Origin of the sequence: Streptomyces sp. NPDC048270, from assembly GCF_040652335.1 — a bacterium.
GTDB lineage: Bacteria > Actinomycetota > Actinomycetes > Streptomycetales > Streptomycetaceae > Streptomyces.
This window is the reverse complement of the sequence record NZ_JBEZLV010000004.1, coordinates 11,893-23,922: the sequence shown is the minus strand read 5'-3', so window position 1 is coordinate 23,922 and position 12,030 is coordinate 11,893. Positions and strand designations below refer to the sequence as shown.

10 protein-coding genes are annotated in these 12,030 nt (G+C 70.3%); 7 read left to right on the top strand and 3 right to left on the bottom strand.

Features of this window, described 5'->3' with window-relative positions; translation table 11 throughout:
• Positions 1–98: 98 nt before the first annotated feature.
• Complete coding sequence (gene clpX / locus AB0D66_RS05110; protein ID WP_030649983.1) at positions 99–1,385, top strand: ATP-dependent Clp protease ATP-binding subunit ClpX; 1,287 nt, start codon at positions 99–101, stop codon at positions 1,383–1,385.
• 81 nt (positions 1,386–1,466) lie between these two features.
• Here clpX and AB0D66_RS05105 read toward each other — a convergent pair whose 3' ends face one another.
• Positions 1,467–2,384 (bottom strand): hypothetical protein, encoded by a 918-nt coding sequence (locus tag AB0D66_RS05105; protein WP_362296831.1) that lies wholly within the window; start codon positions 2,382–2,384, stop codon positions 1,467–1,469.
• Between the two features lie 126 nt (positions 2,385–2,510).
• On the opposite strand from AB0D66_RS05105, the gene AB0D66_RS05100 reads away from it, so the two are divergent.
• Positions 2,511–5,135, top strand: coding sequence for a valine--tRNA ligase (locus AB0D66_RS05100; RefSeq protein WP_362296828.1), 2,625 nt, complete (start codon positions 2,511–2,513; stop codon positions 5,133–5,135).
• Positions 5,136–5,220: 85 nt separating this feature from the next.
• On the opposite strand, the gene AB0D66_RS05095 is transcribed toward AB0D66_RS05100, so the two are convergent.
• Positions 5,221–5,766, bottom strand: a complete 546-nt coding sequence (locus tag AB0D66_RS05095; protein WP_362296826.1) for a vitamin K epoxide reductase family protein — start codon at positions 5,764–5,766, stop codon at positions 5,221–5,223.
• Between the two features lie 151 nt (positions 5,767–5,917).
• Here AB0D66_RS05095 and AB0D66_RS05090 point away from each other — a divergent pair, with 151 nt between their 5' ends.
• Complete coding sequence (locus AB0D66_RS05090; RefSeq protein WP_362296823.1) at positions 5,918–7,069, top strand: histidine kinase; 1,152 nt, start codon at positions 5,918–5,920, stop codon at positions 7,067–7,069.
• 21 nt (positions 7,070–7,090) lie between these two features.
• Here AB0D66_RS05090 and AB0D66_RS05085 read toward each other — a convergent pair whose 3' ends face one another.
• The gene (locus AB0D66_RS05085; RefSeq protein WP_362296820.1) at positions 7,091–8,140 is read right to left on the bottom strand and encodes a rod shape-determining protein; all 1,050 of its coding nucleotides are present in this window, start codon (positions 8,138–8,140) and stop codon (positions 7,091–7,093) included.
• A gap of 117 nt (positions 8,141–8,257) precedes the next feature.
• Between AB0D66_RS05085 and AB0D66_RS05080 the strand changes: the two genes are divergently transcribed.
• From AB0D66_RS05080 to AB0D66_RS05065, 4 genes are all read left to right on the top strand, one after another.
• Positions 8,258–9,811, top strand: coding sequence for a folylpolyglutamate synthase/dihydrofolate synthase family protein (locus AB0D66_RS05080; RefSeq protein WP_362296818.1), 1,554 nt, complete (start codon positions 8,258–8,260; stop codon positions 9,809–9,811).
• Between the two features lie 2 nt (positions 9,812–9,813).
• Positions 9,814–10,182: a DUF4233 domain-containing protein gene (locus AB0D66_RS05075; protein WP_362296815.1), complete on the top strand. Its 369-nt coding sequence runs from the start codon at positions 9,814–9,816 to the stop codon at positions 10,180–10,182.
• A 64-nt stretch (positions 10,183–10,246) separates the two neighbouring features.
• On the top strand, positions 10,247–10,657 hold the full coding sequence (gene ndk / locus AB0D66_RS05070; protein WP_361751243.1) for a nucleoside-diphosphate kinase: 411 nt from the start codon (positions 10,247–10,249) through the stop codon (positions 10,655–10,657).
• A gap of 288 nt (positions 10,658–10,945) precedes the next feature.
• Complete coding sequence (locus tag AB0D66_RS05065; RefSeq protein WP_008738981.1) at positions 10,946–11,965, top strand: rod shape-determining protein; 1,020 nt, start codon at positions 10,946–10,948, stop codon at positions 11,963–11,965.
• Positions 11,966–12,030: the final 65 nt, after the last annotated feature.

The window sequence follows — 12,030 nt, the reverse complement described above, 5'->3', positions numbered from 1 at the left end:
CAAGGGGGCCCCGCACGGGGCCCCCGGCAAGGTACCGTCGGATATGAGGCACCAGGAGCGCTGAACCAGGCGTCTCCCAGGCGAAGGGGAAGCACCTCGTGGCACGCATCGGTGACGGCGGCGACCTGCTCAAGTGCTCGTTCTGCGGAAAGAGCCAGAAGCAGGTGAAGAAGCTCATCGCAGGACCCGGTGTGTACATCTGCGACGAGTGCATCGACCTCTGCAACGAGATCATCGAAGAGGAGCTCGCGGAGACCTCCGAGGTCCGGTGGGAGGAACTCCCCAAGCCCCGTGAGATCTACGAGTTCCTGGAGAGCTACGTCGTCGGCCAGGAGCCGGCGAAGAAGGCGCTCTCCGTCGCGGTGTACAACCACTACAAGCGGGTCCAGGCCGGCGAGAACGGCGGCGCGCAGGGCCGCGAGGACGCGATCGAGCTCGCGAAGTCGAACATCCTGCTGCTGGGCCCCACCGGCTCCGGCAAGACCCTCCTCGCCCAGACGCTCGCGCGCATGCTGAACGTCCCGTTCGCCATCGCCGACGCGACGGCGCTGACGGAGGCCGGGTACGTCGGCGAGGACGTCGAGAACATCCTGCTCAAGCTGATCCAGGCCGCGGACTACGACGTCAAGAAGGCCGAGACCGGGATCATCTACATCGACGAGATCGACAAGGTCGCCCGCAAGAGCGAGAATCCGTCGATCACGCGCGATGTCTCGGGCGAGGGCGTCCAGCAGGCCCTCCTCAAGATCCTCGAGGGCACGACGGCGTCCGTCCCCCCGCAGGGCGGCCGCAAGCACCCGCACCAGGAGTTCATCCAGATCGACACGACGAACGTGCTCTTCATCGTGGGCGGCGCCTTCGCCGGCCTGGAGAAGATCATCGAGTCGCGTGCGGGAGCCAAGGGCATCGGCTTCGGGGCGACGATCCGCTCGAAGCGCGAGATCGAGGCGAGCGACCAGTTCCAGGAGGTCATGCCGGAGGACCTGGTCAAGTTCGGGATGATCCCCGAGTTCATCGGCCGTCTCCCCGTGCTGACCTCGGTGCACAACCTGGACCGCGAGGCCCTGCTCCAGATCCTCATCGAGCCGCGCAACGCCCTGGTGAAGCAGTACCAGCGGCTGTTCGAACTCGACGGCGTGGAACTGGACTTCGAGCGCGAGGCGCTCGAGGCGATCGCCGACCAGGCGATCCTCCGCCAGACGGGCGCGCGCGGCCTGCGCGCCATCATGGAGGAGGTCCTGATGTCGGTGATGTACGAGGTCCCGTCCCGCAAGGACGTGGCCCGCGTGGTCATCACGGCGGACGTGGTCCGCTCCAACGTCAACCCGACGCTGGTCCCCCGCATCGTCCCGAAGGACCAGGGCCCGCACGAGAAGTCGGCGTAACCGCACGGAGCACGGAGCACGGAGCACGCAGAAGGGGCGCCCCCGACCGGGGGCGCCCCTTCTGCGCGTGGTGCCGGCCCGTTACTTCTTGACGCGGGCCGTCTTGTAGAGCTTCGCGGTGAGGTCCGCGGTCTGCTCCAGGGTGTAGCCCGACTTGCCGGAGATGATGGAGGCCATCTCCATGGAGGTGACCGTGCTCAGGGTGCTGTAGTCACCCCAGATGCAGATCGGGAGGGTGAACTCCTTCGGGCCCTTGGCGGCCGCGTCCTTGGAGGAGAACTTGGCCTCCTGGCACTTCATCACGGCGCCCTCGAACCCGGCCGGGCTCATCGTCTTGGGGCTGCCGATGAGGTCCACGGTCGTCTTGCTGTCGCCCTTGGTGGCCTCCAGCTTGGCCAGGGCGAAGTAGGCGTCCACGGCCTTCTCCGGGTCCTCGATCTCGCCGTAGACGCCCGAGAAGTTGAGGAGCTTGCCGGCCAGGGGGTTCGCCGGGTCACCGGACTGGTAGGTCATGCCGACCTGGGTGGGGTTCTTCACGCCCACTCCCTCGGCTTCCTTCTTGTCCTTGTCGGTGAAGGCCTTCTCCTTGTACTTCGGGTCCTTCTTGAACTCGTCGACCGACTCCGGGGCCACCAGCTTGTAGCCCTTGGTGTCGGCGGAGATGGCACCGCCCGCGCCGCCGCCCAGGAAGTACCAGCCGCCGCCCGCGATCACCGCGACCGCGACGATCACGCCGATGACCACGCCGGCCTTGGACTTCTTCGGCGGCTGCTGCGGGGGCATCCCGCCGTACGGGGGCTGCTGCGGGTAGCCGTAGCCCGGCTGCTGCTGTGGCTGCTGCGGGTAGCCCTGCGGCGGGACGCCCGGCTGCTGCGGGTAGCCGTAGCCGGGCTGGGGCGCGGGCTGGCCGTAGGGGCCCGGCGGCGGCGGGGGCTGCTGCCCGTACGGCCCGGGCTGCTGCGGCTGCTGTCCGTACGGTCCCGGCTGGTTGTAGCTCATTCCGCGTCCCCCTGTGAGGTTGCTTATCTGTTTCACACATCCTGTCGGAAGCCGGGAGCGGACAGGGCGCCGGGCCCCCCGATTACCGGTTTCATGACTCGACTGTGACGGCCCTAAACTGTGCCCGTGACCGAGAACACGCAGACACCCAGCAGCCCCAACTCCGAACTGCCGACCCAGTACGCGCCGGCCGAGGTAGAGGGGAAGCTCTACGAGCGCTGGGTGGAGCGTGGGTACTTCACGGCCGATCCCGCGAGCGAGAAGCCCGCGTACACCATCGTCATCCCGCCGCCGAACGTCACCGGCTCCCTGCACCTGGGGCACGCCTTCCAGCACACGCTCATGGACGCCCTGACCCGCCGCAAGCGGATGCAGGGCTACGAGTCGCTGTGGCTGCCCGGCATGGACCACGCCGGCATCGCCACCCAGAACAAGGTCGAGCAGCAGCTCGCCGAGGAGGGCAAGTCCCGCCACGACCTGGGCCGCGAGGAGTTCGTCGAGCGGGTCTGGCAGTGGAAGGAAGAGTACGGCGGCAAGATCCTCGGCCAGATGCGGCGGCTGGGTGACGGCGTCGACTGGAGCCGCGAGCGGTTCACCATGGACGAGGGCCTGTCCAAGGCCGTCCAGACGATCTTCAAGAAGCTCTTCGACGACGGGCTCATCTACCGCGCCGAGCGCATCATCAACTGGTGCCCCCGCTGTCTGACGGCCATCTCCGACATCGAGGTGGAGTACCAGGAGGACGCGGGCGAGCTCGTCTCGATCAAGTACGGCGAGGGCGAGGACACCCTGGTCGTCGCGACGACGCGGGCCGAGACGATGCTCGGTGACACGGCCGTCGCCGTCCACCCGGACGACGAGCGGTACGCGCACCTCGTCGGCAGGCAGATCAAGCTGCCGCTGACCGACCGGACCATCCCGGTCGTCGCGGACACGCACGTCGACCCGGAGTTCGGCACCGGCGCCGTCAAGGTGACCCCGGCGCACGACCCGAACGACTTCGCCATCGGGCAGCGCCACGGCCTGCCCAACATGACGATCATGGACGAGCACGGCATCATCACCGTGCACGGCCCCTTCCTGGGCCTGGACCGCTACGAGGCGCGTTCCGCGGTCGTCGGCGCCCTGCGCGAGCAGGGCCGCATCGTCGCCGAGAAGCGCCCGTACCTGCACTCCGTCGGGCACTGCTCGCGTTGCCGCACCACCGTCGAGCCCCGCCTGTCCCTGCAGTGGTGGGTCAAGGTCGACACGCTCGCCAAGGCCGCCGGCGACGCGGTCCGTGACGGCCGGGTCTCGATCCACCCCGAGGAGATGTCGAAGCGCTACTTCGACTGGGTCGACAACCTCAACGACTGGTGCATCTCGCGCCAGCTGTGGTGGGGCCACCGCATCCCGGTCTGGTACGGCCCCGAGGGCGAGGTCGTCTGCGTCGGACCGGACGACGAGGCGCCGACGGGCGAGGGCTGGATCCAGGACACCGACGTCCTCGACACCTGGTTCTCGTCCGGCCTGTGGCCCTTCTCGACGCTCGGCTGGCCGGAGAAGACCCCGGACCTGGCGAAGTTCTACTCCACCGACGTCCTGGTCACCGGCCACGACATCATCTTCTTCTGGGTCGCCCGGATGATGATGTTCGGCCTGTACGCCATGGACGGCGAGGCGCCGTTCAAGACGATCGCGCTGACCGGCCTGGTCCGCGACGAGCGCGGCAAGAAGATGTCGAAGTCCTTCGGCAACGTGGTCGACCCGCTGGACTGGATGGACAAGTACGGCTCCGACGCCGTCCGCTTCACCCTGGCCAAGGGCGCCAACCCCGGCACCGACGTCCCGATCGGCGAGGACTGGGTCCAGGCGTCGCGCAACTTCGCCAACAAGATCTGGAACGCCACCCGCTTCGCGCTGATGAACGGTGCGACGATCGAGGGCGAGCTGCCGCCGGTCGAGCGGATGTCGGCGACCGACCGCTGGATCCTGTCCCGTCTGAACAAGACCGTCGCGCAGGTGGACGCGTACTACGAGGACTTCCAGTTCTCGAAGCTCAGCGAGGCCCTCTACCACTTCGCGTGGGACGAGGTCTTCGACTGGTACGTCGAGCTGTCCAAGACGACCTTCTTCGCGGGCGGCGAAGGGGCGGAGGTCTCCGGCCGGGTCCTCGGCGAGGTCCTGGACACGACCCTGCGCCTGCTGCACCCGGTGGTCCCCTTCGTCACCGAGACCCTGTGGACCACGCTCACCGGCGGCGAGTCCCTCGTCGTCGCGGACTGGCCGAAGGACAGCGGCTTCCGCGACGAGGCCGCCGAGGCCGAGATCGAGAACCTGCAGGCCGTCGTCACCGAGGTCCGCCGCTTCCGTGCCGACCAGGGTCTGCAGCCGGGCCAGAAGGTCCCGGCCCGCCTGGACCTCAGCGGTACGGCGCTGGCCGCGCACGAGGGCGCCATCCGCCAGCTGCTGCGCCTCCAGCCGGAGGGCGACTCCTTCAGCGCCACCGCGACCCTCCCGGTCGGCGGCGCCACCGTCGCGCTCGACCTGTCGGGCACCATCGACGTGGCCGCCGAGCGCAAGCGCCTGAGCAAGGACCTGGCCGCCGCCGAGAAGGAGAAGCAGCAGGCCGAGGGCAAGCTCGGGAACGAGGCCTTCCTGGCCAAGGCCCCCGACAACGTCGTGGACAAGATCAAGGGCCGCCTCGCGAAGGCCGAGGCGGACATCACCCGGATCCGGGCGCAGCTGGACGGCCTCCCCGCGGCCCAGTAGCCCCCAGCAGTACGAGGAAGGCCCCCACGCCGTCGGTCGACGTGGGGGCCTTCCTCCGTATGGCTTCCCCGCGAGGGGGCCGGCATCACAGCAGGCGGGCGCCGAACTCGGTCAGGATCAGCACGGCCACCACCGCGTAGGCGGTCAGCGGCACCAGCCAGTGGGGGAGCGCCCGCAGCCGGGAGCCGGGGCCCGCCAGGTGCCGGGTGACGTACCAGAACAGCGGGATCATCACCGCCCACACGACCATGCACCACGGGCACAGCGCGCCGATCACGTAGAGGCACTGGCCGATCAGCCAGACCGTGAAGGCGAACCCCGCGGCGACCCCGGCCCACAGCCCCCGCCACAGCCGGCGGGGGAACACCGCCCCGGCCACCAGTGCCACGCCCAGGCCGGAGAGCGCGGCGAAGCCGGCCAGGCCGAGCAGCATGTTGGGGAACCCGAGCAGGTTGCCCTGCCAGGTGGTCATCACGTCTCCGCAGCTGAGGACGGCGCTGACATTGCATCCCGGGGTGAAGCGGGGGTCCTCGAGGGTGCGGATGCGGTCGTACGTGAGGACGCCGGAGGCCAGGGTGCCGAGCAGCCCGCCGATCAGCACGAGCAGTGCCGTGCCCCGAGTGGTGGTCATTCCTCCGACGGTACGAGGGGCTGGCGGGCCCGCGGCAGGGCGGAAGGTCGCCGGAGAACGGGACCTCCGGCCTGTCCGAAGTGCCCTATATCACTCGTTATCCCGTCCGTGCGGATCCCGTTCCGGGGGACGACCACGGATGATGGAGGGCATGCACGTCAAGCCCGCCGCCTCGGCGCTCCACCGGGTCGTGGCCTCGGGCCGCCGGCTCACCGAGAGCTGGGCCGGCTCCCCGCGGGCGCTGGACGTGCTGACGGCGCTCAGCTGCCTGGCTCTGATGGCGCTGGACATCCCCGGCCTCGCGGCCGCCGACAACTCGCTCAACGGGCCGCTCGCCGCCGCCGTGCTCGCCGTCGGCTGTTCGAGCCTGCTGGTGCGCCGCAGGCTGCCCTGGATCTCCTACCTGGCCGCGCTGCTCTTCGTCGGCTGGCTGCACGAGCTGACGCTGATCCAGTTCGCGCTCTACTCGGTCGGCCGCTACCGGGGCCGCCGGGCCGGCATCCTGGCCACCCTCGGGTACGTGGCCTTCGCGCTGGCCCTGTTCTACGGGGTGCCGGAGTGGCCCGCGTCCCGGGCCGAGACCTTCAGCGGGTTCCTCGGCGTGGTCGTGCCCATCGGGGTGCTCGCCTCGGCCGTCGGCATCGCCGCGTACCGGCACGACCTGGTGTCGGAGCTGACGGCGGGGCGGGCCGAGTCCGCCGTGCTCCACGCCGTGCAGCAGGAGCGCACCTCGGTCGCCCGGGACGTCCACGACTTCGTCGGGCGGGAGCTGACCCTGCTGACGGTGCGCTCCGAGGTGCTGTCCTCGCGGGCCCGCGAGACGGCGTACGCCAAGGACTTCGAGGAGCTGGCCGACACCGCGCGCCGGGCCCACCTGGTGCTCAACGAGATCATCGTGCAGCGCGGCGGGCGGACCTCGACCCCGGGGGTGGAGGGGCTGGCCGCGCTGGCGGAGGAGAGCGGGCGGGCCGGTTCGCCCGTCCGGCTCGCCATGGACCCGGCGGTGCACGCGCTGTCGCCGCTGCGGCAGGCGGCCGTCTACCGGGTGGTGCAGGAGTGCCTGACCAACGCGGCCAAGCACGCCCACGGCGAGACCATCGACGTGTCGATCGGGGTGGAGGGGTCGCGCCTGCGCATCGCCGTCAGCAACGCGCTGGCGGAGGGGACCCCGGGCCGGGCGCCCGTCTCGGCGGGTTCGGGCACGGCGAGCATGGGCGAGCGGGTGCGCAGCCTGGGCGGTGAGCTGACGGCCCGGCGCACGGAGGGCTCGTACGAGGTCGTCGCCAGCCTGCCGCGGGGCTAGGCCGTCCCTTTCGTCCCGGCGTCAGCCCTTGGCCGGGGCCGGCAGGCTGCCCAGGGTGTCCAGGTCCTCGACGCAGCGGCCCGACCCCAGCGCCACGCAGTCCAGCGGGTTGTCGGCGACGAAGACCGGGATGCCGGTCGCGGAGGCCATCCGCAGGTCCAGGCCGGGGAGCAGGGCGCCGCCGCCGGTCAGCACGATGCCGTGTTCCATCACGTCGCCGGAGAGCTCGGGCGGGCACTCCTCCAGGGTGGTGCGGACGGCGGCGATGATCGCCTCGACCGGTTCGTCCAGGGCGGCCCGTACGTCCGGGGCGGTCAGCTCCAGGGTCCTGGGCATGCCGCCGACCTTCTCGCGGCCGCGCACGGTGAAGGTGCGGGTCTCCAGCTCCGGCCGGTCCGGGACGGGCCAGGCCGACCCGATGCCGACCTTGACGTCCTCGGCGGTGCGCTCGCCGATGAGCAGCGCGTGCTCCTTGCGGACGTGGTCGATGATCGCCGCGTCCAGCCGGTCCCCGCCGACGCGCAGGGACTGGGAGGTGACGATGCCGCCGAGCGAGATGACGGCGACCTCGCAGGTGCCGCCGCCGATGTCCACGACCATGGAGCCGCGCGGTTCGGCCACCGGGAGCCCGGCGCCGATGGCCGCGGCCATCGGCTCCTCGATGAGGTGGACGGCCTTGGCCCCGGCCCGGGTGGAGGCGTGGACGATGGCCCGGCGCTCGACGGGGGTGACCCCGGACGGTACGCAGATCACCATGCGGGTGCGGGTCCGCCGGCCGGGGACCGCCTTGCGCACGAAGTGCCGGATCATCTCCTCGGCGGCCTCGTAGTCGCAGATCACGCCGTCCCTGAGGGGGCGGATGGCGGTGATGGAGCCGGGGGTGCGGCCGATGGTCTCCTTGGCCTCCGCCCCGACGGCCAGCGCGGTGGTGGTGCCCGCCTTCACGGCGACCACGGACGGCTCATTGAGCACGATTCCGTGGCCCCGTGCGTAGACCAGGGTGTTCGCGGTCCCCAGGTCTATCCCTATGTCGCGGCTGGATGCTGTCTTGTTGCTGCTGGCCTGCGGCATTTGTTCCCCAATCTCCTGCCCGCAAGGCTTGCATAACGATCTGGTCGCTCCGCCGGGCGAAAGTCCCGAAACGCCCGGGCCGAAGGTCCTGCCGGTCCTCGTCCGTAGACTGGCTCCGTGAGTGAGCAGCAGCCCGAGAGCCACGACCGCGACCCCGAGATCGAATTCGAGGGGTCCGCCGAGCCCGACGAGTTCGACCAGATCGTGGCCGAAGAGTCCGACCGCGACCCCGACCTGGCGGTGATCGAGGCCGGCAGCCGCACCCTGCGCGCCCAGGCCGGACCGCCCCAGGGCGACCCGGTGCCCGCCCGGCCCGCCGACCCGGAGATCGCCAAGGCGCTGCTGGAGGTGGAGCAGGAGCTGTCCACGCGCTGGGGCGAGACCAAGCTGGAGCCGTCGGTGACGCGGATCGCCGCGCTGATGGACGTCCTGGGCGAGCCGCAGCGCGCGTACCCCTCCATCCACGTCACCGGTACGAACGGCAAGACCAGCACGGCCCGCATGATCGAGGCCCTGCTGAACGCCTTCGAGCTGCGCACCGGCCGCTACACCAGCCCGCACGTGCAGTCGGTCACCGAGCGGATCAGCCTCGACGGGGCGCCCATCACCGCGGAGCGGTTCGTCGAGACGTACCACGACATCAAGCCGTACGTGGAGATGGTCGACGCGTCCGAGGAGTACCGGCTGTCGTTCTTCGAGGTGCTCACCGGGATGGCGTACGCGGCCTTCGCGGACGCCCCGGTGGACGCGGCCGTGGTCGAGGTCGGCATGGGCGGCACCTGGGACGCGACCAACGTCATCGACGGCTCGGTCGCCGTGGTCACCCCGATCAGCCTGGACCACACCGACCGGCTCGGCGGCACGCCCGGCGAGATCGCCCAGGAGAAGGGCGGCGTCATCAAGCAGGGCGCCACCGTGATCCTGGCGCAGCAGCCGGTGGACGCGGCGCAGGTGCTGCTGAAGAAGGCCGTCGAGGTCGACGCGACGGTGGCCCGTGAGGGCATGGAGTTCGGCGTGGTCGCGCGCGAGGTCGCGGTCGGCGGGCAGCAGCTGACGCTGCGCGGGGTCGGCGGTGAGTACGACGGCATCTTCCTGCCGCTGTACGGGGCGCACATGGCGCACAACGCGGCGGTGGCGCTGGCCGCGGTCGAGGCCTTCTTCGGGGTCGGGACCGGCGGCCCGGAGCACGCGCGGGTGCTGGACGCGGACACCGTGCGCAAGGCCTTCGCGTCGGTGACCTCGCCGGGCCGCATGGAGGTCGTGCGGCGCAGCCCGACGGTGGTGCTGGACGCGGCGCACAACCCGGCGGGGGCGGCGGTCACCGCGGACGCGGTCACCGAGTCCTTCGGGTTCAGCCGGCTGATCGGCGTGGTGGCCGCGAGCGAGGGCAAGGACGTCCGCGGGGTGCTCGAGGCCTTCGAGCCGATCTTCGCGGAGGTGGTGGTGACGGAGAACTCCAGCCACCGCTCGCTGGGCGCGGACGAGCTGGCGGCCGTCGCGGTCGAGGTGTTCGGCCAGGACCGGGTGCAGGTGGAGCCGCGGCTGGACGACGCCCTGGAGGCGGCGATCACCCTGGCGGAGGAAGAGGCCGAGTACGGAGGGGCCGGGGTCCTGGTGACCGGTTCCGTGATCACGGTGGGCGAGGCCCGCCTGCTGCTGAAGAGGGGCTGAGGATGCGCACGCTGTGTGCGAGCACGCTGATCGGCGAGTTCTTCGTGATCGGGTTCGCGGGCCTGGTGGCCATGAAGGATCCCGGCCTGACCCAGACCGCGGTGTGGACGGTGTGCGGGGTCACGATGCTGCTCTCGGTGCTGCTGTGCGGGATGCTGTCGCGCCCCGGGGCGGTCCAGCTGGGCTGGGCCCTGCAGATCGGCCTGATCGTGAGCGGGTTCGTCGTCCCGACGATGTTCTTCCTCGGCGCGGTGTTCGCGGGGCTGTGGTGGTGCTCGGTGCACTACGGCCGCAAGATCGACACGATCAAGGCCCGCTGGGCGGCCACGGCGGAGGCGCCGGCGGCCCCCGGAGCGCCTGACGCTGCGTGACAGCTCGTCCGAACGGCCCTGTAGATTCGTCCCACCGCACCCGTATGCCGCAAGGAGCCGCAACATGACCCAGCGCACCCTCGTCCTGCTGAAGCCCGACGCCGTCCGTCGCGGTCTGGTGGGCGAGATCATCGGCCGTATCGAGCGGAAGGCCGGCTGGACCATCCCCGCGCTGGAGCTGCGCACGCTGGACCAGGAGACGCTCGAGGCGCACTACGGCGAGCACAAGGGCAAGCCGTTCTACGAGCCGCTGATGGGCTTCATGGCCAGCGGCCCGGTCGTGGCCCTGGTCGTCGAAGGGGAACGCGCGATCGAGGGTGTCCGCCAGCTGGCCGGACCCACCGACCCGATCGCGGCGGCGCCGGGCTCCATCCGGGGGGATTTCGGCACGATCGTCCGGGAGAACCTGATCCACGCCTCGGACTCCGAGGAATCCGCGGAGCGCGAGCTGAAGCTCTTCTTCCCGGCGCTCTGACCCTGACGTGACATCAGCCAAATAGCGCTCATGACCTGGGGCGACCGAAGTAATTTCGGTCGCCCTTCGGTATTTCCCCGCAGGAGCGGGAACGCCTGGGCAGAACACGTCGTCACCACTAAGGGGGCGGGTATCCATTCCGGCGGGATTGCCGGAGTCCCGTCGCGCGGTGTCCGTACTCGCGGCACTACGATGGGGCCTCCACCCACACACCCACCTCGCCGACCTGACAGCAGCCGCTATCAACTGGAAGGCCAGACGCTCCTCATGGGGAACAAGGGGAACAACATGTCGTTCATCGGCCGTGACATGGCGATCGACCTCGGGACCGCCAACACGCTGGTGTACGTGAGGGGCCGGGGGATCGTCCTGAACGAGCCGTCCGTGGTCGCCATCAACACGAACACCGGCGGCATTTTGGCGGTCGGCTCCGAGGCGAAGAAGATGATCGGGCGCACGCCCGGCAACATCGTCGCCGTAAGGCCCCTCAAGGACGGCGTCATCGCCGACTTCGAGATCACCGAGCGTATGCTCCGGTACTTCATCCTCAAGATCCACAAGCGCCGCTACCTGGCCCGCCCGCGCGTCGTGGTGTGCGTGCCCTCCGGCATCACCGGAGTCGAGCGGCGCGCCGTCATCGAGGCGTCCACGCAGGCCGGCGCCCGCCAGGTGCACATCATCGAAGAGCCCATGGCCGCCGCCATCGGCTCGGGCCTGCCCGTCCACGAGGCCACCGGCAACATGGTCGTGGACATCGGCGGCGGCACCACCGAGGTCGCCGTCATCTCCCTCGGCGGAATCGTCACGGCACAGTCCATCCGGGTGGCCGGCGACGAGCTCGACAACGCGATCATCCAGCACATCAAGAAGGAGTACTCGCTCCTCCTCGGCGAGCGCACCGCCGAGCAGATCAAGATCACCATCGGGTCGGCGTACGACCTCGACAAGGACGAGCACACCGAGATCCGCGGCCGCGACCTGGTCTCCGGGCTGCCCAAGACGGTCGTCATCTCGGCCGCCGAGGTCCGCAAGGCGATCGAGGAGCCCGTCAACGCCATCGTCGACGCCGTCAAGACCACCCTCGACAAGTGCCCGCCGGAGCTCTCCGGCGACATCATGGACCGCGGCATCGTCCTGACCGGCGGCGGCGCGCTGCTGCGCGGCCTGGACGAGCGGCTGCGGCGCGAGACCGGAATGCCCATCCACATCGCGGAGGACCCGCTCGACTCGGTCGCGCTCGGCTCCGGCAAGTGCGTCGAGGAGTTCGAGGCCCTCCAGCAGGTCCTGGACGCGCAGCCCCGTCGCTGACACACACCCCTCCGTGCCGGAGGGACCATGCGGAACACAAGGATCCGCCGTACGGGTGCTACCGG

What these genes read in the sequence shown, in the direction of transcription:
- ndk (WP_361751243.1), top strand. Translation starts at nt 10,247, where the DNA reads ATGACCCAGCGCACCCTCGTCCTGCTGAAGCCCGACGCCGTCCGTCGC.
- AB0D66_RS05090 (WP_362296823.1), top strand. Translation starts at nt 5,918, where the DNA reads ATGCACGTCAAGCCCGCCGCCTCGGCGCTCCACCGGGTCGTGGCCTCG.
- AB0D66_RS05085 (WP_362296820.1), bottom strand. Translation starts at nt 8,140, where the DNA reads ATGCCGCAGGCCAGCAGCAACAAGACAGCATCCAGCCGCGACATAGGG.
- AB0D66_RS05105 (WP_362296831.1), bottom strand. Translation starts at nt 2,384, where the DNA reads ATGAGCTACAACCAGCCGGGACCGTACGGACAGCAGCCGCAGCAGCCC.
- AB0D66_RS05095 (WP_362296826.1), bottom strand. Translation starts at nt 5,766, where the DNA reads ATGACCACCACTCGGGGCACGGCACTGCTCGTGCTGATCGGCGGGCTG.
- AB0D66_RS05065 (WP_008738981.1), top strand. Translation starts at nt 10,946, where the DNA reads ATGTCGTTCATCGGCCGTGACATGGCGATCGACCTCGGGACCGCCAAC.
- AB0D66_RS05075 (WP_362296815.1), top strand. Translation starts at nt 9,814, where the DNA reads ATGCGCACGCTGTGTGCGAGCACGCTGATCGGCGAGTTCTTCGTGATC.